The sequence below is a fragment of the Streptomyces sp. NPDC093089 genome, assembly GCF_044754405.1.
Classification (GTDB): domain Bacteria; phylum Actinomycetota; class Actinomycetes; order Streptomycetales; family Streptomycetaceae; genus Streptomyces.
In genome coordinates this window covers 251608-275948 of record NZ_JBIVPA010000009.1, presented here as the reverse complement: position 1 = coordinate 275948, position 24341 = coordinate 251608, and the positions used below count along the sequence as shown (strand labels likewise).

Genomic DNA, 24341 nt, shown 5'->3' with positions numbered 1-24341 from the left:
CTCACTCGTCAGGAATAATGACAGGAACCGCTGACAAGCGGACTGGTGATCACCCAGACTTGGACATCTGAGGACCACAAGAACGGAGCAGAGGTGACCCTCCCCGCTTGGAACGACCCGGAGCTCAAGGGCGGAACCATGATCAGGGGCGCGCTGTGGCTTGTCCAGGAGATCGGCGAAGGCAACACCTTCACCAAGGAGCAGCTCCGCGACGCGTTCCCCGGCATCTCCCAGGCCGACCGCCGCCTCCGCGACCTCCGGAACTTCAAGTGGGTCATTCTCACGAACACTGAAGACGCCTCGCTCATGGCCGAGGACCAGCGGTTCGTGAAGGCGGGAGTGCCCGTCTGGGATCCTGCTGCGCGCAGAGCAGCCGCGCCGCGGAAGAGAGCCACCGCTAAGCAGACGCGGGAAGCGTATGAGCGAGACGGCCACATGTGCACGGTGTGCGGTATCGGCGGTGCGGAGCCGTACGTCGACGACTCGAACCAGACGGCAGTGCTGTCAGTCGTCCAGCGGGCCACGGTCCTTCCTGACGGCAGGGAAGAGGCACTGCTTGTCACGGAGTGCAAGCGATGCCGCGCCGGCAGTGACGGGCAGCCTGCGCGGGCTGACGAGGTTGTCGCTGAGATCAAGAACCTGGATCCGGCTGACCGGCAGCGACTGGCGCGCTGGGCAGAGCGGGGGCGCCGGGGCTCGACGCCGCTTGAGAGGGCGTGGAACGCCTACCGCTGCCTTCCCGGGGAGGCCCGGCAGGAGGTCCGCGAGGCGCTGGATATCTGACCAGCGCTGGAGCGCTTCCATCCGGGAAGTTCAAATGGAAGCTGTCGGTTCTGCCGCGTAGACTGCGCATCCTTGTCCGGCATGCAGTGGTGAATAGCCACCGCTCTACCACTACCTGCGGTTATGGTGCTGTCGCGGAGCCTGCGCTGCCGGATGCCCGTGTGTCCACTGAGGCGGCTGCAGCGTACCGCCAGTTCTGCGCTAGGGATCCTGGCGTCCCCGGAGGGAGATCGGTATGTCGGCCATCGAGCCTGCAAAACCGCTTGAGGTCGTCGAGATCTGCGCGGGTGCGGGTGGTCAGTCCCTCGGACTGGAGCGGGCAGGTTTCCGCCACCGCCTTGCTGTCGAGCTGGATCCCCATGCTGCCGAGACCCTGCGCTGCAACCTTGTGGAGTTCCTCGGTTACAGCGAGGAAGAGGCGGAGGAATCCGTCAAGGTCGGTGACGTCGCTGACCCCACTGTCTGGAATCCGGCCGTTGACGCGGAACAGCTTGATCTCCTTGCCGGCGGAGTTCCGTGCCCTCCCTTCAGCGTGGCAGGGAAGCAGCTGGGCACGAACGATGAGCGCGATCTGTTCGCTTGGGCCATCGAACTCTGTGGCAAGGTGCAGCCGAAGGCGCTGCTTCTGGAGAATGTGCGCGGACTCAGCGCCAACCGCTTTGCGGGATACCGCCAGCATGTGCTCGACCGGCTCAAGGAGCACGGATACATCGCCGAGTGGCAGCTCCTCCAGGCGGACGACTTCGGGGTCTCCCAGTTGCGCCCGCGCTTCGTCCTGGTCGCGCTCCAGCGGGAGTTCGCCCCGTACTTTGAGTGGCCAGAGCGCCAGCCGGGGAGCGCCAAGTCTGTGGGCGAGCTCCTGGCGGACCTCATGGCGGAGAAGGGCTGGAAGGGCGCCCAGGAATGGGCTGAATCGGCTACAGGCATCGCGCCCACTATCGTCGGCGGGTCGAAGAAGCACGGTGGTGCCGACCTCGGCCCAACGCGCGCTAAGCGCGCATGGGCAGAGAAGGGCGTGGACGCCATGGGTGTTGCCAATGAGGCACCTTCGGCCGACGGGCCGCCTGTCGTCGACGGTCGGCCGTTCCCAAAGCTGACCACGGCCATGGTCGCCCGTATCCAGGGCTGGCAGGACGCGGACAGCGAGGGCGATGGAGGCGAGGACGACTTCCGCTGGAGATTCCACGGCCGGAAGACCAGCGTGTACCGCCAGATCGGAAACGCATTCCCGCCGCCCGTGGCCAAGGCCCTCGGTGTATCGATCAGGAACGCGCTGAACAAGGTCGGCGAGCCCCGCGAGCTTGTCGAGACCGCTGACGCCGTTACCGACCCTGTGTACAAATTGCTGCGCAGCAGCACGCGAGCGCTGTCGGTCGAGCAGATCATCGCCAAACTTGAGGCATCGGGAACGACCATGGACCAGCCGACGGTCGAGCGGCACATCAACCACCTGAAGCATGACTTCGAGATGACCGCGGTGGCACGTTCCAACGGAGTCGTCGCCTACAGCATCGGCGAGTTCAAGGCGTTCGTAGGCCAGGACGACCACCAGCGCCACGACCTCTTCAGCCAGCACCGCTCCAAGATCAGCTGATCCCGCAGATCGGGGCCCGCGGTCCCATCTGCCAAGAGAGTCGTATACCTGTCAGGTCGGCTGCCTGGCTTTCCGGGCAGCCTGGTAAGCCCCATTGCTGGTGCCGACATCCCTGAAGGCGGCACCAGCAATGGGGCTTACCCCGTTTTGTGGGCGTCTCTTGAGGCCCGGATCAGGCGGGCTGGGAAAGCCCAGGGCGGCGCTCCTGCGAAGAAAGGGGCGCCGGACCTCAGATGCCGTCGAATCCAGTGATCAGGGCTGTGGCCTGGGCAGGTGCTTTGTCGAGGAGGAAATCGTCGATGAAGACCACTTCTGATGTGCCTCGGCTGCTCGCGGAAGCGGCCGCCTTGACTGAGGCGATCCGCGGAGATTCCATTTCTTCTCCGGTTGCTTCGAACGGGCTCTTGGCCGCGACCCAGAACCGCTCCTCGAAGAGGACGGCAGGGCCCGTTCCATCGAGGTCCGGTACGAATTCCGCGTCGCCCTCTGGGAAGTCGCTGGACCAGTTTTCCAGGAGTATCCCGGCTCGGCGCGGCTGAATGCTGCTATCGAGGCCCCTTCCGGAGAGGATTCCGAGGAGGTCAGAGGCGAGGCGCCAGTCGAGAAGTGAGTGGTAAGCCATGTTGGTGTAGTCTCGGAGGCATTCATAGCAAGACCCGCGGCATTCGCTTCCATGGCTGCCTGTGCGGAACTTTCCGAGCATGCGGTTGGCGGAATCCAGCAGCTGCTGGAATACCGCAGGTTCGGCGAGATGAGTGCAGTAGCCGGCACCGTTGTCAAGGGTGTCGGAGAGGAAGGCGAATGTCCGGGACCGGCTGTGCGCCGATCCAGCTCCGTGAATACCTGCCGCGATCTCGTTCGGCTGGACCTGCAGGATGTCGCCGGCCGCGACGCGGAGGAGGGCAGCGAGCGAGTACCAGGCTGCGCGGCGGCCCGACCGGTTGTCAGGGAAGCCCGTCGCCTGCGGCACGGAAGCGAGATTGAGGCGCAGGCCGTGGTCGGGGAGCTCGCCTGCGGTAGGGCCGAGCAGGAAGAGGTCGGTGTGCTGGACAGCGCCGATGGCTGTGCTGAGGGTATTTCCATCTGCCGACCCCGTGTCCGCTGCCAGCCAGGGGGCATAGGCGGTGGCCTCTGCCTCGACGAGGGCTCCGGACCACTGACTGGTCGCTTTGGTCGGAGAGAAGTGGAAGAGTCGTCCGCCATTGTCGTTCACGGCGTAGCGGCGGCCCTTGCCAGCATGGACGACCATGCCGCCAGTGATAATCCGCCGGGGGGCTCCGGACTCCATGTCGGCGGCCGTCCGAGGAGCGAGCGACCGGGCTCGCCAAGCAAAGTTTCCGTCGAAGTCGCGTGCCTTCCCGCCTGTGAAGAAGCCGGCGGGTTCATGGAGCGACACCTCTCGATACGAGCCGTCAGCTGCGCCGCATGCGCTGCAAGGCAGGTTCTGCTCCTCGCCGTCGACTTCTGGTGACGGCTTCACGTCCTCGGCCAGGTGCCCGCAGGCGCGGCAGATACCGATCTGCTGCGCCCCTCCCAGGGGTTCGGCTGCGGCTCTCGGCGTCCTGCCGCCGGGTTCGTAGGCGACGACGCCCACGGCAGTATGGACCTTCCCGTCCTTCACCGTTTCCGCGCCGGGAGCGAACTGGGCGATGGCGATGTCGAGGGACCGGTCGACCACTCCGGAAGGCGGCCAGGGGTACGAGTCGGTCGGCCTCTTCGTGTAGAGGTAGCGGACTGAAGTCGGGAAGCCGAACATCGGCAGGACCCCGGCCTCGGCCAACCGCTGGCTGAGGTCGTGATGTCCTCGAGATGCTTCGGCGATGGCGGTGACGTCCTGTACGAGGCCCTTTGAGATCCATTGGAGGGAGGAGTTCTTGGAGTCCGCGCCGTGTGTGAGACGAGCCAGGGAGTCGGCGAGGTCGCGGATCTGCTCTGGCTCGGCGGCAATCCATGTCTCGACCTCGTGGCTCACGGCCGACCAGTCCCGAGCTAGCCCGAACTGGCCGTGGACGTTGCGTGTGGGGTCGAGGGCGGAATCGTCCGATGCGGAAGCCCGTACGGATTCGAAGGCCCGGCGCAGGACCTCGGCAGCAAGGACGCGTTGGTAGATATCCCTCATTTCGGTGGAGAGGTAAGGAGGCGGGGTGGGCGCGTCGGTGATGCGTCTGGGGTCTTGGAAGTAGTGCTCGTCGTGGCTTCGGCCGCGGCACACCGTCAGGGCCAGGGCCACGGGGGCGTCGCGGCGGCCGGCCCGGCCCACCCGCTGCTGGTAGTTGAACCGGGTAGGGGGCATGTTGGCCATCAGCACGACGGAGAGCGGACCGATATCGACGCCTGCTTCCATGGTCGTGGTCACGGAGAGGACGTCGAGGGTGTCAGGCCGGGAGTTTTCCGTGCCGTTGAGGAACACCCCCTGGAAGCGGGCCTGACGGCCCTGGGCTTCGATGCGGTCCGTCTGGCCGGTGAGTTCCGCGGTGTTGAGGCGGAACCTGCCGACCTTGTGCTTGGCCATCCACGCGTAGTAGTCGTCGTCCAGCGGGGTGGAGGAAGAAGCCTCCGCTGACAGCTGCCTTCCGCACTTCGTGCACGTACTGGTGCCGGGATGGAGGTGGCGGCGATGGCACTTGCCGCACGTCCAGGACAGGTCTTCGCCATGGCGGAGGGAGACTTGCGCGGGCTGGATGACGTACTTGATCACAGCCTGTCCCCACGCCTGCTCCGCGCGCCGCTGCACGTCTTGCTCGGACAGCCCTGAGGCATCAGCGACTTTGCGCCAGTAGTCACGCAGAGGACGGGGAGGCGTGTCAGAAGGGGTGCGGAGGCCGGCGAACCGGCGCATGTGGCCGAGCACCCGCAGGCTGCCGCGGACGAGAGCGGTGTCTGAGCCGCGGGGGATTTCAAGGGGAGCCTGGTCCGTCGACAGGGTGAGCCAGCCGAGGCCAAGGGATTCGAAGTCCCTTCCGGCGCTGCCGAACAAGCCCATGAGAAGCTCTCTGCTGAGGGACTCCCGGATCTCCTCGCGGAGCTCCCGCTGCCGTTCGCTGAGAATGCTGACAGATTCATCGCGCACTCTGCCGTCAGCGTCGTCGGGCCACCGATACAGCGATGACCAGGGCAGTGCGGGAGAGCCCGTCTGGTAGCGGGTCTTCTGCAGGGAAGCACTCGGCCCGCCGGGATTGACACCGAGGTGCAGGAGCCGCTCGGCGATGGTGGCAGTGTGGCTGTCCAAGCTGGGGACGCGGTTGAGTAGCGCGTACAACTCCGCTTCGGCTTCGGGGCCGGGATCGTCGGCGAGGTCGTCCAGGCTATCGGCGCTGCCCGACTTCTGGAGTCTCTCCCAGGCGTCGTATGTCTCAGGATCGCGGGCGCGGAGGCGCCTGCGTGCTGCCTGAGCGGCGGATCTGTCAGCAGACGCCTGCGAGGTCCGGTGGAAGAACTTTTGGATAGAGGCGAGGTCGGCCGCTGGATGGCCCTGCTCGGCGAGTTCTTCGGCGAGCAGGAGGCGCAGGAGGTCCTGGTAATGGCGCAGCCCGAGACCCGCGGCGAGTTTGGCGGCGTCCTGGCGGCTGTCGGAGAAGACGACGGCCTGGGGCACGGGCAGTTGAGAGAGGACGCCGGTCGTGAGTACCTGGTTGACCTTCTCGAAGCCGGTGCGCATGGACCGTACGGGAGTGCGGAGGCGTCGAGGGTCGCTCAGGCTGAGGCTTTCGTGACCGAGCTGCCGAACCTCCCAGTTGTCTCCGCATCCCGGGCACTGGGTCGGCGCGGCAGGGAGGTCTTCGAGCTTGAGCCGGGCCTGTCCGCGTTTCGGCTCCGGCACGTTGACGTGGAAGGACCACCCGGTGTGGTTCCGGTGGTTGCGCAGTATGCCGGTGCGGGGGTCGTAGGAACTACGTTTGAACTCGAACCCGGCGCTCATGGTGCCCTTGTCGGAGCTGGACTCCCAATCCAGCCTGTCCGTGGCGGGATCCTGCTTCCGAGGCCAGTAGACGAGGTAGTTCGCGGCGCTGGGACCGTGGGACGCGCTGTCAGGGAGGGAGTCGAGATCAGGGAGGTCGGCGAGGAGGCCGGCCTCGAACGCTTTGCCCCGGCGCTTTTTGAAGGCGGACTCAGGAGCGTAGCCGCCCAGGAGGACGTCGCCGCAGTTCTGGCAGTAGAGCAGTTCGAGGACTCTGGAGCCGCAGTCGCAGCGGGGAGTCGGGCGGGAGTACAGCTTTCCGACTGTCCTGTCGCTCTCGGCCCGGTCTGCGATTTCGGAGCAGTCAGGATCCGAGCAGGCCCAGACGCCAGGGATATTGCGGAAGAACAGGTGCCCGCGAAGTCTCGGCATTCCGGGAAGCTCAGTACGACGCAGTGCGGTCAGGACGCCGGCCATGGCTGCTTCCTGATCGCCGCTCGGGGCAGCAGGGAAGAGCCGGGCAGCCACTGCGGTGTCGAAATCAGAAGTCAGGCGGTCGCCGTCCCGCAGCGCGTTGGTGAGGGCATTGCCAGCGCCCGACCGGATGAGTAGGTCGTCTACCGCAGCAGGATCGGGATCCACTCCGAGCTGCTTGAAGGAGGCTGCATGGACTGAGATATCGGCAGTGGTGTCCGCGGGAAGGAGTAGTCGGCCCCCGAGGACTTCGAAGCGATCGCGTCCGATGCCGAAGAACTCTTGGAGGAAGTCGAGGTCCCGGGGGGCTTCCAGAGAGGCGGAAGCTGCCATGATGCGGAACTTGTCTGGCCTGTTTTCGAGTCCCAACCGGTGCCGGAGGTTCCTCAGCAGGTAAGCGATCTCCGTCCCCGCAGTGCCGCGGTACATGTGGAGTTCGTCCACGACCAGTGTGAAGCGAGCATCGGGGACCTCTTCGAGCCAGCGGCGGGTCTTCTCGAAGATGGAGGCTTCGCGGGACCGCATCAGCATGACGTTCAGCATGCTGTAGTTGGTGATCATGATGTCGGGCGGAGCCTGGAGCATGTCCCAGCGGGAACGCATTTCTGCGCCATCGAGCCGGGGGATGAAGTACTGGCCGTCCCCCTCGGAGGCATGCGCCTGCCGGGATCTCTCCTCGGTCGCAGCGAACTCCCGCCGAAGGGTTCGGACGCCTGCCGCTGAGCCGATGTCGCCCGGCACCGGGGTCGCGCCGGTGTAGCGGCCGAAGTAGAAGCGGTGGCCGGGGCGGCGTTGAGCAAGCCATCCGCGGACGTCGTCGCTGTCCAGGGCCTTGCGAAGGCGCATCATCTGGTCGTCGACGAGTGCGTTCATGGGGTAGAGGACAAGGGCGCGCACCGCGGCATGGCGGCCCCGCTCGCCTGCACGCTGGGGCTGGAAGTCGCCGCTGGGGGAACTCCACCAGCGGTTGGAGGGAAGGGAAGAGGCCGACCATGCCTCGGATTCGTGTACGAGATCGGCGAGGATGGGAAGGATGAACGACTCTGTTTTGCCGGACCCCGTCCCGGCCGTGACGACCACGTTGCGCTGATCCCGGACGGCAGCGATGAGAGCCTGGTGCTGGTGCTCGTACAAGGAAGGGGCGCCCTTGAGTAGGCCCAGTTCCGCTAGTTCGGCGAGATGGGGATGCGCCCCTGCCTCACGGACCGATTCCGGGATGCTGACCCCCGCGGAGACGTACTGGGGCCGGACTTCGATCAGCGGGCGGCGCCACGCCCCGCCATCGCGGTCGAAGAGCTGCCGCCGTTCCTCCTGCAGCTGGTCGTCAGCGAGCCCGAAGGGCGTGTCGTAATAGCGGAAGAGCGCGTCCTTGAGGTGCTCGAAGGACCCGATGACGTCCAGTTCGGGAGCCCCTGCTGCAGACGGCACGGCCGTTGCGTCATTCACTGCTGTCTCCGAGTGCCTGTCCGAGCGAGTGCGCGATCTTCACCGCTACAGCCTCAGGGACGTTGTCATATGCAAGGTTCATGGCCCCCTCGTTAATGCGCGGAGCAAGCCCTGAGCACATCGAGGCGACCCGCCTGTGCAAGTCGGGGAGCGGGTAGCCCCAATCCACGAAGAGGGTGCCGATGCGCTCGCGTCCGCAGGACTCTTCCGGAAGCCATCGCAGCACGTCGGCAGTGCCGTTCTGGTCGGCAAGTACTGCGTAGACGCCGTGCTCGTGTGTGGTCTCGAACCAGCTTCCGGCGCGTAGGACCTGGCAGACCCGCTTGCTGTCCCTTCGCTTCAGCCGGTAGAGGCCGTCGTGCTGCGGCCGGCGGACGGGCAGATACCGGGACTCCCCGAAGTCATACTGCTCCAGAGGGGCCCCGTACTCCGGTTCCGATGTCTGCTCCACGAGAGCTGAGGGCGGGAGCAGGGATGCCCCCTGGTAGGCGAAGCACGGAGCGAGGACCGCGCCCAGGTCTGCTGCGAGCTCCGCAAGCTCGCCCTCCTCGCCGAACCGGACGACCAGTGAGTCGGGGAGCGGGATGTCGCGGGCAGGCCGTTCGGCTGAGGAGCGGTACAGCTCGACGCATTCATCCTGCACCAGTTCCTCCAAACGCCGCTCGAAGGCAGCGGTGCGGCTGCCGGTGAGGACGGCGAGCCCCTGCGCTTGGGGCAGAGGAGTGATGACAGGCGGGGCGGCTGACCACCGCCTTCCGCTCCAGTCGATGTCGAGATACGCCAAGGACACGGCGTCGCGCAGCCATCTGCCAGGAGCACCTGGTCCGATCTCCGGGCACGACTTGGTCCCGAGCCACCACAGACCCTGCTTGACCTCGCCGAGGTCGCCTGCCCCTTCTTCGCTGAGCCATCGGAGCAGCAGGTCGCCAGGATTGTTCATTCTGCGCTCCGATCGTGCGACCTGATGACGGCTTCGGCAGCCTGCACGTAAGCAGACCAGCCGGCTTCGCTGCATTTATCTCCGGCGCTGAGGACGGCATACGCCCAGCGGTAGTTGTCCCCTGAGGGCGCGGGTGCTGGAACGACAGCGTTTGGCGACACCAGCCGAACCCACCAGCGCGACGGGGTCCGGTAGACGAACCACACGGCTCCCTCCGGGACCGCAACCTCCAGTCCGCGGTTCACGGCTGCTTCAGGCAGCCGTTTTACAACCCAGGGAGGGGTCTGCTGGATGTGCACGGGAACGACGCCGCCGTACGGGTCGAGGAAGAACGCCTCCAGGATTTCACGCCTCACGATGACGGTGCGAGGCAGCTCCGTGCGAGCCGGGGCGGCAGCGCCTCTGATCCAGGCGTCCTCGCTCTCCGCGCTGCTGACACGGGGAGCGGCGGTCTTGTCGCACTTGTAGCCGAGACTCCCGGTCCCCTCCGGCAGCCCTTCATGAAACCCGTCGTACACGGTGAAGACCCGGCTGCTCGACGAGGTGCCCACCTCGTGCTGCCCCTCCTCGAGCCGAAGGCAGTTGAGCGGGAAAGGCATCCGGGGGTCGGCCCGCAGTTTCGACGTCTTCCCGTCGAGCGCGACCTCGACCGTACCGTCGGGAGAGTGCGCGGCAGGCAGGAGGAGGTCTGGCTCGCCCCCGCGGAGGTAGTGCCCTGCAACGCTGGATCCGGCACGGTACTCGCGGGCGATACGCAGCCCGCCTATGAGCTTTGCGTGCTGCCGTACCTGCGGCTGCAGGACATGGACGTGCTCGCCGCCGGAGTCTAGGGCCCGTGTGAACGCAGTGCTGTCGACGGCCCGGACGCCTTTGAAGATCCGCCATCCTGGGATGCCGGGCAGGGGCACCTCCCGGATCGTATGGGTACCGATTGAACTGAGCATGGAACCGACCTGGCCTGCTGCGGCTGAGGAGGCGAGGATCCAGTGCTGCTCACCCGGCTCGAAGTATTCAGTGCTGACCCATTCGCCGAGGTCGGAGTGCATGCGGAGTAGTACGACCTCCTGCGGAACCCACTCGATAACGAGGTCGTCGCTTTCAAGGCGCACACCGAGGCGGAGCTGAGGCTCTGACGGGTGCAGCGTCTCCAGCCCGGAGTACACATTGCCGTAGTCGGTGCGCAGGGTGAAGGATCGGCCGTCATGGATTCGGACCGTGGTCTGCTCGACGCCCTCTGCCGCATCAGCGAGCCATTCCAGGCGCCGCCCGCGGTCCGTCACGGCGAGGCGGAGGCCGAGCGCCCTGCGCCGCTGCTTCCGGTCGGGCTCGTGGAGAGTCCCGTCCCAGTCGTAAGCGAGCCGCTCCAAGAGCGAGACGATGAGCGGATCGCCTTTCCCGAAGTTCCCGCTCTCGGAGGCGAACTGAAGCTCCTCCATCAACCGCGGTGAGAGATGCCGGTCGCGCCCAGCGCTCCATGCGGTCAGGCGCCGGAGGAGTTCTCGGCCCGGAACATCCGTCGAGTTGCGGGGGCGGAGCCTCGTCGTGGCGAAGAAGCGGGTGAGGACCTGGCGGTCCGCCCTGCGGACGAGTGCCTGCGAGATCGGGTACCCGATACGCCAGTAGTGCTCGTCAGTACTCACTGTGCTCGCGCCGTACAGTCCGCCGGCGTCCTCGAGCCAGGAGTCCAGCTCCTCCCACATGGCTGCCACATCGTCCAGCGCCCTATCGAGGCGGTTGACCTTGCGGCTCTCCTGCGGAACACGGAACACCTGGTACCAGCGTCCGCGGAAGTTCGTACGGAGCATCCCGTCCGAGGTCGCCATGCGGGTGGCCGCCAGCACGGACACGGCGAGCACCGGGAGGCTCGGCGGGGCACCGACGCTCCCCTTGGCCGCCCACGTCCGGCACTGGCTCAGCACTCGCCAGAGAAGAGGCCTGTCCGATCCTTCCCAGTACATCTCGTCCGAGACCGCCTGGGCCAAGGGGGTATCGATCCCGTTCCGTTCAGCGATTTCCCGCTCGACTTCGTCATCGACATACAGAACGGTGCTCTGCAGCGCATGGTCGGGGCCGAAGAACTCCTCGGACAGCACTTCGTGCCACTGGTCATACGCTCGCTTCATCTGCCTACCTCTGCCCACAGTGCCGCTAGCGGCTGGATCTTGTGGGGGGACGTGCTCTTTGCGCTCGGTTCCCCGTCAGGCACGGATGCCGAGCGGGCGCAGCGTGGGGCATGCAGAATGGAACGCGCGTGGTGCACACACTTACCTGGCAAACAGTACGGGCAAGTGGTGCCCCATGTCAGCAGGCAGGGCACAGGACTGCTGCAGGGTTGGGTGACAGCGGGGTTTATGCAGCCAGGGCTGCGGCTGGGGTCATGATGGTCTCGTACTCGACGGGGGTCAATCGGGCCAGGCGTCTCTGACGCCGGCGTCGGTGGTATGTGCGCTCGATCCAGGTGACGATCGCGATCCGCAGCTCCTGGCGGGTGCCCCAGGTACGGCGGTCGAGGACGTTGTTCTGCAGCAGCGCGAAGAAGCTCTCCATCGCCGCGTTGTCGCCGGCCGCACCGACCCGGCCCATGGAGCCGACCAGGTCGTGACGTGCGAGAACGGACACGAACTTCCGTGAGCGGAACTGCGACCCGCGATCGGAATGAACAGTGCATCCGGCGACCTGGCCGCGACGGGCCACCGCGGGTTCAAGGGCTCGCACCGCGAGGCTGGACTTCATCCGGGCGTCGATGGAATAGCCCACGATGCGGCTGGAGTACACGTCCTTGACGGCACACAGATACAGCTTGCCCTCGCCAGTTGCGTGCTCGGTGATGTCCGTCAGCCACAACCGGTTCGGCCCGTCGGCGGTGAAGTCCCGCCGCACCAGATCATCATGGACAGGCGGCCCGGCCTTGGCGTTCTTCCCACGGCCCCTGCGCTTGCCGAAGGCACTCCACCAGCCGTTGTCCCTGCAGATCCGCCAGGCGGTCCGCTCAGCCATCGACTCACCGGCGGCCCGGGCCTCGTCGAGAAGGAAGCGGTGACCGAACTCGGGATCGTCGCGATGGGCGTCGAACAGGGCGTTGGCCCGGTATGCCTCGGCGAGCTCGGAACCGGTGACCGGTGAGGCCAGCCACCGGTAGTAGGGCTGGCGGGCCAGCCCGAGCACCCGACACGTCACCGCCACCGGCACCCGGTGAGGGGCAGCGGCGGCGGCCAGCTCGCGGACGAGCGGGTACATCATTTTGACGGCAGGTTCGCCTGCGACAGATACGCCGCAGCCCTCCGCAGAACCTCGTTCTCCTGCTCCAGCAGCCGGATGCGCTTGCGGGCCTCGCGCAGCTCGGCCGACTCACCCGACGCTGTCGCGGGCCTGGCGCCCTCATCGGTGTCGGCACGGCGCAGCCACTTCGACAGCGTGATCGGGTGGACGCCGAAGTCGGCGGCGATCTGTTCCAGCGTGACGCCGGGCTCACGGTTGCGCGCGACCCGCACGACGTCCTCGCGAAACTCCTTCGGATACGGCTTGGGCACTGCAACATCCTTCCAGGCCGCCTCTCAGCAAGCCAGGTCAGGTGTCACTTGTCCGTGCAGCAGTCCCCTCTACACGTGAATTCCGGTTGGGCCAAGCGGCGAGTCCTTTGGATCCTCGGATCCCCTGAACATCGCACCGCCGGAGGAAGATCAGGCTCCCCACCCGCACCGCAGCCCCAGCAGGGATCAGAAGCTCGACGGCGATGGGGCGGATCTGCCGTGTGTATCCGTAACCGACCCCGTGGGCCGCTTCCATGTGGTGCGACAACGAGGTGGAAGGCCCGTCGCGGTGTCGGCGTGGCGCATCACGACGGAGGACCACGCGATCGCTGACGCACTGGGTGAGGTCTATGGAGGTGTGCCGCAGCCGTCGGGCAGCGGGGGCGGACGTGTCGCCGAGGTCCTGACTCGCTGCGATCACGTTCCCGTCTTGCTGGATGGCAGGGAGGCCGTGTCGCTTCGGATGGTGACGCGCGGATCTGGTGAGGCCCTCCATGTCTGCGACGGAACCAGGTTGCTGGAGTCGGCGGGCGCCCGCGGATCGCTGTGCGGGTGTCCGACGAGCCTGGCCGACCGCAAGGCGGCGGCCCGGACAGGTCGCGGGCCGGTGCCGGAAGTCCGAATCGGCTTCCGGCTGGCGGGCCTTTCCGATTTGGGCGTTTTCTCCTTCGTTTCGACCTCGCTGCCGAGCTACCCGCGCTGGCTGCGGTTCTGGACGTGGCGCCTGGTCCGACCTTGGGAGTGCTGCGATGTGAACTGGTGAAGTTCACCACACGCTCCGGGCTCGCCGTGAGCTACAGGCGGCCGATGGTCGAGGTCGGCGGGAGGCAGGTCCTCGCACAGGACGCCGTACGACTCGCGGCGTGACGTCGGTCCGTCGGCCACGGGTGCGGTGCGAATAAGGTCACGCGTTCCATCGGTGCACGGCGGCCGGTCCGGACTCCGGGTCAGGGCTCCAGCCGCAGCCAGTCCGTCACAGAGCCGGGGTTTTCGTGGTCCGCGGGGGTAACCCAGAAGGCTTTGCCCAGCTCAGCGCTAACATGGGCGCCTGTCCGGCCGTCGCCGGAGGAGCGGCCGGTCAGACGGCGTCCGATCCACGGCCCCAGGTGCTCCTTGGCGAACCGGGCGTCCGCGACCCGGCGGCTCGCCCAGCCGGGCCGCTCGGCCGACAGCAGCGGGGTCCGCCAGTCCTCCTCGGGCGCCAGGCCGAGGGTCTGCCACACGGCCTCGGCCACCCGCCGGTGCCCCTCGGAGGTCAGGTGCAGCCGGTCCACGTCCCACAGTCGGGGGTCGCCCAGCGACTCGGCCCCGTACAGGTCGACGACCAGCGCGCCGTGCAGGGAGGCGAGCCCGTCGATGTGGGCGAACAGCTCTTCCATACGGGGTCGGAAGTGCTCCATGACCGGCCCGTTGCGGCCGGGGCTGCGCATGAGGACCAGCTGCCCGCAGGACGGTGTGAGGCGTTCCACTGCCTCGGTCAGCAGGTCCCTCACGCGGACCATGTCGACCTTGGGGCGGAGGGTGTCGTTGAGCCCCCCGACGAGGGTCACCACATCGGCCTTCATGGCTGCGGCCAGGTCGACTTGCTCCTCGACGATCTGTCCGATCAGCTTCCCGCGGACGGCGAGATTGGCGTAGCGGAAGCCGGGCGCCCGGGCCGCGAGCCGGCCCGCGAGGACGTCGGCCCACCCCTGATAGGAGCCGTCGGGCTTCAGGTCCGACATACCCTCGGTGAAGCTGTCGCCGATGGCGACGAGACTGTTGTACGTGGCATTGATCTCCATGGCGGAGTGATCATACCGCGCGGTATGCGCGGGATGCCGTGGAGAACCCGGGAGGGGAAACCCGATGAGCGACGCGCTGCTGAGCGCCCTGGCCGACGCCCTGGCCGAGCTGGTGGCCACGGTCGACACCTCGGACGACGAGGTGCTCGACCCCGACACCGCGGTGTCCTGGTTGGAAGGCGCCTCACACACCCTCTCCGGCCTCTCACCGGCCGACCGGCACGTCCTCGACGGCCTCGTCCGCCAGGCGGCCCTCCGCCGCCCCGAGGGCCCCCGGCGCGACGCCCTGCTCCGCGTCCCCCGCCACCTCGGCGCCACCACGTCGGACCGGCCGACGCCCGCCTTCCGGGCTGCGACCGACTTCAGGCCCGCGACTGATTCCCACCTTGCGGCCGATTCCGGGCCTGCGACCGCCTCCCGGAGCAAGCCCGCAGCGGTGCGACCGACGGCGGCGGCGACGACCGCCGTATCGCCTGCTGCTGGCTCGCTCGCCACCGCCTCGCCCGGCACCGCCCACGCCGTCCCGGCTGCCGCCTGCTTCGCCGGCTTCGCCGTCTCGTCCGAAGCCGCCCATGTCGCCGTCTGCGACGCCGTTGCCGAGCGCGTGCTGCGCTTCGCCGACCTCGTATGGGACGCGGACCCCGCCACCGAGGTGCCCACGTGTCCCGGCTGGACCCTCGCGGACCTGACCCGGCACCTCGGTGCGCTCCACGGCTGGACCGAGCACGTGATAGGCACCCGGGCCGCCGTCCGGGTGCGGGCGGGGGACCTTCCGCTCGACCTGCCGGGCGATCCGGCCGCGTACGGCGGCTGGCTGATGGCGGGTGCCAAGGAGGCACTGGCGGTGCTGCGCGCCGCGGACCCGGACCTTCCGGTCTGGTCGCCGGGGGCGGACCCGCACGCCCGGTACTACGCCCGGCGGCTGCTCTCCGAGGTGGTCGTGCACCTCGCGGACGCCGAGCTCGCGCTCGGCGGCGCCGCGGATCCGATCGATCCGCGCACCGCCGTCGACGCGATGGACCACTTCCTCGGCGACGCCCCGTACATCCCCTGGATCGCGGAGCCGGTCGCCCACCTCGACCGCGACGGCGCCGTCCTCCGGCTCACCGCCCGCGACACCGGAGACGTCCGGACACTGACCTTCGGTGGGGGCGGCTTCACCTGGATCCGGGGGAACGGCGGCACGGAGGCGACCGCCGGTGTCGAGGCGGACGCCGGTGAACTGCTGCTGCTCCTGCACCGCAGGTACGGGGCCGACGACCGCCGGTTCACGCACACCGGCGACCGGGACCTCCTCGACGACTGGCTGTCCGCCACCGCGCTCTGACACGGCGAGGGCGCCCGGAGCGGTGCTCCGGGCGCCCGTCGATCATGGCCGTCACGGCGCCGTGGGGCGCCCCACCAGCTCGCGCAGCACGTCCTCCATCGCGACGAGGCCGGCCGGCTTGCCGTCCTCGTCGAGGACGGCCGCCAGGTGCGTCCGGCTGCGGCGCATCGCCGTGAGGACGTCGTCCAGGGGCGTGGCCGCCCGGACCCGGGCGATCGGCCGCAGCGCCGACACCGGGAACGGCAGGTCGCGCGGCGACACGTCCAGGGCGTCCTTGACGTGCAGGTAGCCGAGGATCCGGCGCTCCGCGTCGACGACGGGGAAACGGGAGAAGCCCGTCCGCGCCGACAGCGCCTCCAGCTCCTCGGGGGTTGTGCCGACCTGCGCGTACACGACCTTCTCCGCCGGCATCACGACGTCCCGCACGGGACGCCGTCCCAGCTCCAGGGCGTCGTGCAGGCGCTCGGCCGCCCGGTCGTCGAGGAGTCCGGCGTCACCTGCGTCGGTGACCATCCGGGCCAGCTCGTCGTCCGAGAAGGTCGCCGAGACCTCGTCCTTGACCTCCACGCGGAGCAACTTGAGCAGCGCGTTGGCGAAGGCGTTGATTGCGAAGATCACCGGGCGCAGTGCCCGCGCGAGCGTCACCAGCGGCGGACCGAGCAGCAGCGCGGAGCGCGTCGGCTCGGCGAGCGCGATGTTCTTCGGGACCATCTCGCCCAGCAGCATGTGCAGGTAGGTCGCGACCGACAGGGCGATCACGAACGAGATCGGGTGGACGAGGCCGTGCGGGACGCCGACCGCGTCGAAGACCGGCTCGAGCAGGTGCGCGATGGCCGGCTCGGCGACGATGCCGAGGACCAGGGTGCACAGCGTGATGCCGAGCTGGGCCGCGGCGAGCATCGCGGAGACGTGCTCGAGGCCCCAGATGACGCTGCGCGCCCGCCGGTTCCCCGTCTCGGCCATCGGCTCGATCTGGCTGCGGCGGACCGAGATCAGGGCGAACTCGGCCCCGACGAAGAACGCGTTGACCACCAGCGTGAGCAGGCCGATCAACAACTGGACCACGATCATCGGCGGGCCTCCCCGGTCTCGTCGCCGGTCTCGCCCGTGGCGTCGTGCGCGGGAGCGTGCATCAGCACGCGCGCGGCACGCCGACCGGAGGCGTCCACGACGTCCAGCCGCCAGCCGGCCAGCTCCACGCTGTCGCCGACGGCCGGGATGCGGCCCAGCTCGGTTGCCATGACACCCGCGAGCGTCTCGTACGGGCCGTCCGGCACGCGGAGGCCGATCGCGCCCACCTGGTCCGTACGGGCGGCGCCGTCCGCGGACCACAGCTCGCGCCCGTCCGCGTCCTCGCCCGCCCGCGCCAGGTCCGGCGTCTCGTGCGGGTCGTGCTCGTCGCGGACCTCGCCCACGACCTCCTCGACGATGTCCTCCAGGGTGACGACGCCGGCCGTGCCGCCGTACTCGTCGATGACGACGGCCATCGTCTGCTTGCCGGAGAGCCGGTCCAGGAGCCGGTCCACGGTCAGGGTCTCGGGCACGAGCAGCGGCTCGCGCACCATCTCGCCGATGCGGCGGCGCGGCCGCTCGGCCGCCGGTATGGCGAGCACGTCCTTGATGTGCGCGATGCCCACGACCGAGTCGAGGTTGCCGCGGTAGACCGGGAAGCGGGAGAGGCCCGTGGCGCGGGTCGCGTTCGCCACGTCCTCGGCGGTGGCCTGCACCTCCAGTGCGGTGACCTGCACGCGGGGCGTCATCACGTTCTCGGCCGTCAGCTCGGCCAGGTTGAGCGTGCGGACGAACAGCTCCGCCGTGTCCGCTTCGAGCGCCCCCTCCTTCGCGGAGTGCCGTGCGAGCGCCACCAGCTCCTGCGGGGAGCGCGCGGAGGCCAGCTCCTCGGTCGGCTCCATGCCGATCCGGCGCAGCAGGCGGTTCGCGGTGTTGTTGAGGTGGCTGATCAGGGGCTTGAAGGCGGCGGTGAACACCCGCTGGGGCGTGGCCACCGCCTTCGCGACCGCGAGGGGCGAGGAGATCGCCCAGTTCTTCGGGACCAGCTCGCCGACGACCATCAGGACGACGGTCGACAGGGCCGTACCCAGCACCAGCGCCACGGAGGACGCGACCGAGGGGGAGAGGCCGAGCGCCTCGACCGGGCCACGGATCAGTTTGGCCACCGAGGGCTCGGCGAGCATGCCGACCACGAGGTTGGTGACGGTGATGCCCAGCTGCGCGCCGGAGAGCTGGAAGGTGAGCGACCGTACGGCCTTCAGGGCGCTCGCCGCCCCGCGCTCGCCACGCTCCGCGGCGGCTTCGAGCTCGCCGCGCTCGACGGTCGTCAACGAGAACTCCGCCGCGACGAACGCACCGCACGCGAGGGAAAGGAGGAGCGCAAGGAGGAGCAGAAGCACTTCGGTCATCGGTTCACCTCCGTCCCATGATCAGCCAGGGGGAGAAGGATCGCTCGGTGTCGGCCGTCGAAGCCGGAGCTGTCGGAACCAGTGCTACTGGGAGGCTCGCCCATGGGCGGACGCTCACACCTTTCGGTCGTCGGGATGAGACGCCATGGTAAAGGATGGGCAAAGCAGGGCGGTGGCCCGGTCTCCCCTCCCGATGACCTCTCCCGCCCCCCGGCACCCCTTCTCACCCCCCGAGCGGCTTCACCCAGCGGCGCCAGTGCTCCTCACGCTCGTACCCGGCAGCCGCCCACAGCAGCCGCCCCGTCTCGTTCGCCTCCAGGACCATCGCGTCCACACGCCGTCCGCCGAGCGCGGCGAACCGCTCCTCCGCCGCACGCAGCAGAGCCGTGGAGATGCCCCGCCTCCGATACGACGGCAGGACGGCGAGCCGGTACAGCGAGGCACGCCAGCCGTCCCAGCCCGCGATCACCGACCCCACGATCCGGCCGTCGGCCATGGCGAGGACGAGGGCTTCGGGGTCGCGCTCGATCAGTCGTGTCACCCCGTTCACGTCGTCCGAGACGGAGGTCCCCTTGGCCGACTCCTTCCAGAAGGCCAGGACGTCATCGGCGTCGGTGGGCACAGCGGCACGTATCTGCAGATCGACCATGGCCGGATCCCACCACGGCGAGCTGAGGCCCTGCCACGGAATTCCGCGGGGTGGGACGCTTCAGGCGTCCCGGCGCCGCACCTCCAGCCACCCGCCGACCATCGAGGCGAGCGCCCACAGGGCCAGGACCCCGATCCCGGTCCAAGGACCGAGGCCGTCGGACGACTCCATCCGCATGATCGTCTGACCGGCCCGGTCCGGCAGGAACCGGGCGGCGCCCTCGGAGGCCGAGCCGAGCACGAACGGAACGAGCAGCACGAAGGGTATGAGCAGGCTCAGGACGACCGTCACGCTGCGCAGCACCGCCGCGAGCCCGGCGGCCAGCAAGGCCATCAGCGTCAGGTACAGGCCGCACCCGAAGATCGCCCTGTAGGTCCCCTCGTCACCCAGTTCGAGGGCGCGGCGCCCCATGAACGCCTGCCCTCCGATGAAGGCCGCGAGCCCGGCGGACTGGCCGGCCAGGAAGGCGAGTCCACCCACCACTGCCATCTTCGACAGGTAGAAGCGCGTGCGGCTCGGCACCGCGGTCAACGACGTGCGCACGGCCCCGTTGTGGAATTCGGAGGCCATCGCCGTCGCACCGAAGGCGAAGGCCGCGATCGTGCCGAAGTTGATTCCGTAGAAGGCTGCGAGAAGCGGATCGTCCCCTATTGCGCCGGACTCCGCCCCACGGGTCAGGGCCGCCGTCAGCATCTGGGTACCCGCGGTGGCGGCACAAACGGCCAGCAGTGCCCCGAGGGCGCCGCGCAGGGACCGTATCTTGATCCATTCCGAGTGCAGGACGGGGACGGTGGGCAGCGGGGTGCTCATGACGAATCCTCCTTGACGGTTCGTGTCAGCGGGTGGCTGCGAAGGGGGCGTGCTCGGCGGTCAGATCCAGGTAGGCCTGTTCCAGCGACGCCCGCTCGTCGACCAGTTCCAGCAGCGGGATGCCTTCGCGGGCGGCCATGGTGCCGAGTTTTCCGGCGCGTATGCCGTCCACGGTCCACCGCCCGCCCTCCGCGGTGACCAGGGTGAGGCCGTCCCGGGCGAGGGCCTCCCGCAGCCGGCCCGGGTCGGTCGTGCGCAGGCGCGCCCTCGGTGCGCTGCGGGCGTCGATGAAGTCCCGCATCGAGGTGTCGGCCAGCAGCCTGCCCTGCCCCAGGACGATCAGGTGGTCGGCGAGGGCGGCGGTCTCGGTCATCAGATGACTGGAGACGAGGACCGTGCGCCCCTCGGCGGCCAGCGACCGCATCAGCTCCCGGATCCAGATGATGCCCTCGGGGTCGAGACCGTTGGTCGGCTCGTCCAGGAGCAGCACACCGGGGTCGCCGAGCAGCGCGGCCGCTATGCCGAGGCGCTGGCGCATGCCCAGGGAGAAGGTCTTGATCCTTCGCCGGGCCGCCGCGGCTATCCCCGTCTGCTCCAGGACCTCCTCCACGCGGGTCGGTGGAACACGGCCGGCGGCCGCGAGGAAGCGGAGGTGGTCCCTCGCCGTGCGTCCGCCGTGCGCCGACTGCGCGTCGAGGAGGGCACCCACCCGGCGCAGGGGGTCGGGGAGTTCACCGAAGCGGCGGCCGCCGATCGTGGCCGTCCCGGACGTGATCCGGTCGAGTCCCAGGAGCAGCCGCATCGTGGTGGACTTCCCCGCACCGTTGGGTCCCAGGAACCCGGTCACCCGGCCGGGCACGACATCGAAGGTGAGTCGGTCCACGGCCCGGGCGCGGCCGAACTCCTTGGTCAGTTCTCGGATCGCGATGCTGTTCATGCCTCAAGGTTCGCCACCGGCCCCACCCTTCGACCTCCCCCGAGCGAGGGTTCCGTCTCCCCCGTGCAGGGGAGTCGCCCAGGGCTGTGAACTGCCACGATGAGGACATGCAGCGACTTTTCCGTGCAGCTGTCCGACCCGTCACCTACTCACGCTGGGTGCACCTGTCCGTGCCCGTGCTCCTGTTGGCCGTGTGGATGTTCATAGAGCGCGACACGCCGTGGATGCCCCTGCTCCTCGTCATACCGCTGGGCCTGCTGCCCTGGATGCGGCTGGCTGAGGGGCTCCAAGCGCAGTTCCTCCTCGCGCCGCACGACCGGGACGCCGACGGCGGCCGTTTCAGCACGGTGGCGTCCAAGCGCTGGGGCGACCGCTGGCGGACCCTGCTGTGGCTGGAGATACGGCTCCTCCTCTCGGTGCTGACCGTGGGCGCGAGCGTGCTGCTCCCCGTCGCGACCGTCGACCTGATCCGCGTCGGCGTCGGCGGCCCGCTCGGCGACGACAGCGCCCTGCCCTTCACTCCGCCTCCCTGGGCGGCGTGGCTGTTGGCACCCGTGCCCCTGCTCCTGCTGATCGGCATCGTGATCCTGCTGGGCAGGTTGGTCACCTCCATCGCCCGGCAGCTGCTGGGACCTTCGTCGGCGGAACGGCTCACGGCGCTCGAAGCCCGCACCGAGCAGCTCCTGGAGCGCACCCGTATCGCGCGGGAGCTGCACGACTCGATCGGTCACGCACTGACCGTGGCGGTCGTGCAGGCCGGAGCCGCGCGGGCGGCCGGCGATCCGGAGTTCACCGACCGCGCGTTGAGCGCGATCGAGGAGACGGGCCGGGCGGCACTGGACGACCTGGAGCGGGTTCTCCTCGTCCTGCGGGAGTCGGGGCAACGGTCGTCCCAGCGGCCGACGCTGGCCGAGGCCGATCGGCTGCTCGCCTCGGCGAGAGCGTCGGGGGCCATCGTCGACGCGGAACTGAGAGGACCCCTTGCGCAGTTGACGGGGCCGGTCACCCAAGAGGGGTACCGGATCCTCCAGGAAGCGCTCACCAATGTGCTGCGGCACTGCGGACCGGTGCCGGTGCGCGTCAGGATCGGCATGGTGGCCGACCGGCTGGACCTGGAGGTCACCAATCCGCTGCCGGACAAGCCTTCCGTGACGGGAGGCGGCGTCGGGAGGAGTGGCAGTGGGTTGCGCGGAATGCGGGAGCGGGCCGCCTTGCTCGGCGGGGAGGTCGATACGGGACCGCACAGAGGGGACTGGAGAGTGCACGCGAGGCTGCCGCTGGAGCGCATACGCTGACCGGATGTCAGTGACCGTGCTGCTCGTCGACGACGAGCCCCTGGTGCGCGCGGGTCTGCGCGCCGTCCTGGAGGTCCAGCCCGACATCGAGGTGGTCGGTGAGGCCGCCGACGGTGCCGCGGTCGTCCCGCTCGTGCGGCAACTTCGCCCGGACGTGGTCGCGATGGACGTCCGGATGCCGCTCCTCGACGGGATCGAGGCCACCAAGGCAGTCCTGCGGACCGTCGACTCGCCACCGAAGATCCTCGTGGTCACCACCTTCGAGAACGACGAGTACGTCTATCAGGCACTGCGGGCCGGCGCGGACGGATTCCTGCTGAAGCGAGCCCGTCCGGCGGAGATCGTGCACGCGGTGCGGCTGGTGGCGGAGGGGGAAACACTGCTCTACCCCGCCGCTGTCCGGGCGCTCGCCTCCGAGTACGGGAACCCGCAGGCCCGCAAGACACTGGAGCGGGCTGCCCTGACGCAACGTGAGGAGGACGTCCTGCGTCTGATGGCGAAGGGGATGACCAACATCGAGATCGCCCGAGAGCTGATCGTCGGAGTGGAGACGGTGAAGACCCATGTGAGCGCGGTCCTGGCCAAGCTGGGTGCGCGAGACCGGACGCAGGCTGTCATCACCGCCTACGAGTCGGGCTTCGTCACCCCCGCCTGACCCCCGGCCCACCCTCACGAGCGGGCGGACCAGGACCAGGCATCCGCTCCCCCCCATGTGGGTGACAACAAGGGCTACTGGCTCGCTCTATGACCGACGAGGGCTTCCTAGGCCTAGATCTGGGAGGTGCGCGCGAGCCGGTACAACACGTTCGGGCGCAGGGGGCCCTCGGGCGCGGTGGGGTCGTCGAAGTCGTCCTGTGGGGACCGGGTCATGCCGATCCGGCGCATCACCGCCTGGGAGCGGAGGTTGGTGGCCGTCGTCACGGCGAGGATCTCGGGAAGGCCGAGCGTCTCGAAGCCGTGGGACAGGACTGCCCGCGCGGCCTCGGTGGCGTAGCCGTGGCCCCAGGCCGTGCGGGCGAGCCGCCAGCCGATCTCCACGCCCGTGAACGGCAGGTCGTCGTCCACCTCGTCCAGGCCCGCGAAGCCGACGAACGTGCCGGTGTCCCGAACCTCGACCGCCGACCATCCGTAGCCGCGCCGGTCGAAGTCGGACTCGAAGCGGGCGACGGAAGCATCGCTCTGCTCGCGGGAGAGGAGGTCGCCCAGGTGTTCCCGGACTTCCGGATCGGCGTTCATCGCCGCCCACGGTTCCAGGTCGGAGTCACGCCAGCGGCGCAGGACGAGGCGTTCGGTGAGGAGTTCGGTCATGTCGTCCAGCCAACGCGAGCCGGTACCCCGGGGCAACTCGTTTTCCCCGGGGGTGCGTGGGCCGGGCGTGGTGGGCCCGGCCTGGTCGAGGACGGGGGGCGCCTAGCGCCGGGCCGTGCCGAGGACGCAAGGGGAGGAGGGCAGGCGGGGGCCTTGTTCGGGGAGGTTGAAGGAGCGGTGGGAGAGGAGGGTGAAGCCGGCGGACGTGATTGCGGAGAGGGGGGTGCGGGAGGTGTGGCAGCCGCCGAAGAGAAGGGGCCAGACCGTGCGGTCGAGCGCGCGTTGCAGGCGGGCCAGTGCGGGGGAGTCGGCCGCACCGTGCTCGAGGAAGCGGAGCTCGCCCTCCGGGCGGAGGACGCGGCGCAGCTCGGAGAGGGCCTGGGGGACGTTCCGTACGGTGCACAGGACGAGGGAGGCGACGGCCGCGTCGAAGGAACCGGTCCCCGCCGGCAGCGCCTCGGCCGTCCCCGGGAGCACGGTCACCGGGACCGGAGCCCGGCGCGCGGCCTCCTCGGCGAGGCGCCGCAGGTGGGGTTCGGGCTCGACGGCCACGACCTCGGTGACCCCGGCGGGGTAGTGGGCGAAGTTCAGGCCGTTTCCGGCGCCGATCTCGACGACGCGGCCGGTGAGGCCGGAGAGGAGCTCGGCGCGCAGGGCACCGAGCCCGCCGTGGGCGTCGGCCGACACGCTCACCCGGGCGTAGAAGCGGGCGAACAGGGGGTGATGGACGTGGGGCCCGGGGGCGGTGGACCCCCGAGGGGGCGGGGTGGGGGTCATCGTGCGCACCTCATCCGGTCACGAAGCAGAACTCGTTGCCCTCCGGGTCCCGCATGACCTGGAAGGAGCCCTGCTCGTCCGTCACGAGGCCGCCGACCCGGACCGCGCCGGAGCGTAGCGCCTCGTCGGCGGCCCGGGACGGGTCGGGGACCTCCAGGTCGAGATGGACCCGGTTCTTCGCCGACTTGTCCTCGGGCACGCGCTGGAAGGCGAGTCGGACGAAGTCCGGCGGGTCGACGTACGACCAGTCGTCGCCCCGGTCGACCGGGTCACCGCCGAGGAGCCCGGACCAGAAGCGGACGAGTGCGGCCGGACCGGCACAGTCGAAGACGATCTCCTGAACGTGAGCGCGCATGGACCCCAGCCTAC

At 69.0% G+C, this 24341-nt stretch carries 19 protein-coding genes; 6 read left to right on the top strand and 13 right to left on the bottom strand.

Translation table 11 applies throughout. The annotated features are described in order from the left end of the window. Window positions 1–45 precede the first annotated feature (45 nt). Both ACIQFX_RS22690 and ACIQFX_RS22685 read left to right on the top strand, forming a co-directional pair. Window positions 46–783, top strand: a complete 738-nt coding sequence (locus tag ACIQFX_RS22690; protein ID WP_402466217.1) for a hypothetical protein — start codon at window positions 46–48, stop codon at window positions 781–783. Window positions 784–1018: 235 nt separating this feature from the next. Continuing rightward, window positions 1019–2377 (top strand): DNA cytosine methyltransferase, encoded by a 1359-nt coding sequence (locus ACIQFX_RS22685; RefSeq protein WP_402466214.1) that lies wholly within the window; start codon window positions 1019–1021, stop codon window positions 2375–2377. Window positions 2378–2606: 229 nt separating this feature from the next. Here ACIQFX_RS22685 and ACIQFX_RS22680 read toward each other — a convergent pair whose 3' ends face one another. The 4 genes from ACIQFX_RS22680 to ACIQFX_RS22665 form a co-directional block, all read right to left on the bottom strand. Next, window positions 2607–8195 carry a DEAD/DEAH box helicase gene (locus tag ACIQFX_RS22680; protein WP_402466212.1) on the bottom strand — a complete coding sequence of 1863 codons (5589 nt, stop codon included), beginning with the start codon at window positions 8193–8195 and terminating at the stop codon, window positions 2607–2609. Next, the gene (locus ACIQFX_RS22675; RefSeq protein WP_402466209.1) at window positions 8188–9135 is read right to left on the bottom strand and encodes a hypothetical protein; all 948 of its coding nucleotides are present in this window, start codon (window positions 9133–9135) and stop codon (window positions 8188–8190) included. The genes ACIQFX_RS22680 and ACIQFX_RS22675 overlap by 8 nt, the downstream gene beginning before the upstream one ends. Next, the gene (locus tag ACIQFX_RS22670; protein WP_402466207.1) at window positions 9132–11258 is read right to left on the bottom strand and encodes a hypothetical protein; all 2127 of its coding nucleotides are present in this window, start codon (window positions 11256–11258) and stop codon (window positions 9132–9134) included. The genes ACIQFX_RS22675 and ACIQFX_RS22670 overlap by 4 nt, the downstream gene beginning before the upstream one ends. A 226-nt stretch (window positions 11259–11484) precedes the next feature. Beyond that, a protein-coding gene (locus ACIQFX_RS22665) for an IS3 family transposase (RefSeq protein WP_402466204.1) occupies window positions 11485–12665 on the bottom strand; the annotation gives its coding sequence in 2 pieces (ribosomal slippage) (window positions 11485–12378 and window positions 12381–12665; 1179 coding nt in all). A 241-nt stretch (window positions 12666–12906) separates the two neighbouring features. On the opposite strand from ACIQFX_RS22665, the gene ACIQFX_RS22660 reads away from it, so the two are divergent. Beyond that, window positions 12907–13428, top strand: coding sequence for a hypothetical protein (locus ACIQFX_RS22660; RefSeq protein ID WP_402466201.1), 522 nt, complete (start codon window positions 12907–12909; stop codon window positions 13426–13428). A gap of 184 nt (window positions 13429–13612) precedes the next feature. Here ACIQFX_RS22660 and ACIQFX_RS22655 read toward each other — a convergent pair whose 3' ends face one another. Continuing rightward, window positions 13613–14449: an SGNH/GDSL hydrolase family protein gene (locus ACIQFX_RS22655; RefSeq protein ID WP_402466198.1), complete on the bottom strand. Its 837-nt coding sequence runs from the start codon at window positions 14447–14449 to the stop codon at window positions 13613–13615. A gap of 64 nt (window positions 14450–14513) precedes the next feature. Between ACIQFX_RS22655 and ACIQFX_RS22650 the strand changes: the two genes are divergently transcribed. Next, the gene (locus ACIQFX_RS22650) at window positions 14514–15776 is read left to right on the top strand and encodes a maleylpyruvate isomerase N-terminal domain-containing protein (RefSeq protein WP_402466196.1); all 1263 of its coding nucleotides are present in this window, start codon (window positions 14514–14516) and stop codon (window positions 15774–15776) included. A gap of 51 nt (window positions 15777–15827) precedes the next feature. Here ACIQFX_RS22650 and ACIQFX_RS22645 read toward each other — a convergent pair whose 3' ends face one another. From ACIQFX_RS22645 to ACIQFX_RS22625, 5 genes are all read right to left on the bottom strand, one after another. Beyond that, complete coding sequence (locus tag ACIQFX_RS22645) at window positions 15828–16847, bottom strand: hemolysin family protein (RefSeq protein WP_402466193.1); 1020 nt, start codon at window positions 16845–16847, stop codon at window positions 15828–15830. Further along, the gene (locus ACIQFX_RS22640; protein WP_402466191.1) at window positions 16844–18196 is read right to left on the bottom strand and encodes a hemolysin family protein; all 1353 of its coding nucleotides are present in this window, start codon (window positions 18194–18196) and stop codon (window positions 16844–16846) included. Before ACIQFX_RS22640 ends, ACIQFX_RS22645 begins: the two co-directional genes overlap by 4 nt. A gap of 223 nt (window positions 18197–18419) precedes the next feature. Then, the gene (locus ACIQFX_RS22635) at window positions 18420–18845 is read right to left on the bottom strand and encodes a GNAT family N-acetyltransferase (RefSeq protein WP_402466188.1); all 426 of its coding nucleotides are present in this window, start codon (window positions 18843–18845) and stop codon (window positions 18420–18422) included. 60 nt (window positions 18846–18905) lie between these two features. After that, a complete protein-coding gene (locus ACIQFX_RS22630) occupies window positions 18906–19655 on the bottom strand; it encodes an ABC transporter permease (RefSeq protein WP_402466185.1) in 750 nt (249 codons plus the stop codon). Between the two features lie 25 nt (window positions 19656–19680). Beyond that, entirely contained in the window at window positions 19681–20592 is a 912-nt protein-coding gene (locus tag ACIQFX_RS22625) for an ABC transporter ATP-binding protein (RefSeq protein ID WP_402466182.1), read from the bottom strand. Window positions 20593–20699: 107 nt separating this feature from the next. Here ACIQFX_RS22625 and ACIQFX_RS22620 point away from each other — a divergent pair, with 107 nt between their 5' ends. Both ACIQFX_RS22620 and ACIQFX_RS22615 read left to right on the top strand, forming a co-directional pair. Next, a complete protein-coding gene (locus tag ACIQFX_RS22620; RefSeq protein ID WP_402466180.1) occupies window positions 20700–21887 on the top strand; it encodes a sensor histidine kinase in 1188 nt (395 codons plus the stop codon). 4 nt (window positions 21888–21891) lie between these two features. Then, window positions 21892–22542 carry a response regulator gene (locus ACIQFX_RS22615; RefSeq protein WP_402466177.1) on the top strand — a complete coding sequence of 217 codons (651 nt, stop codon included), beginning with the start codon at window positions 21892–21894 and terminating at the stop codon, window positions 22540–22542. A 113-nt stretch (window positions 22543–22655) separates the two neighbouring features. Here ACIQFX_RS22615 and ACIQFX_RS22610 read toward each other — a convergent pair whose 3' ends face one another. The 3 genes from ACIQFX_RS22610 to ACIQFX_RS22600 form a co-directional block, all read right to left on the bottom strand. Then, window positions 22656–23195 carry a GNAT family N-acetyltransferase gene (locus tag ACIQFX_RS22610; RefSeq protein ID WP_402466174.1) on the bottom strand — a complete coding sequence of 180 codons (540 nt, stop codon included), beginning with the start codon at window positions 23193–23195 and terminating at the stop codon, window positions 22656–22658. 102 nt (window positions 23196–23297) lie between these two features. Continuing rightward, window positions 23298–23972, bottom strand: coding sequence for a class I SAM-dependent methyltransferase (locus ACIQFX_RS22605; RefSeq protein ID WP_402466171.1), 675 nt, complete (start codon window positions 23970–23972; stop codon window positions 23298–23300). Window positions 23973–23982: 10 nt separating this feature from the next. Next, on the bottom strand, window positions 23983–24327 hold the full coding sequence (locus ACIQFX_RS22600) for a VOC family protein (RefSeq protein ID WP_402466168.1): 345 nt from the start codon (window positions 24325–24327) through the stop codon (window positions 23983–23985). Window positions 24328–24341: the final 14 nt, after the last annotated feature.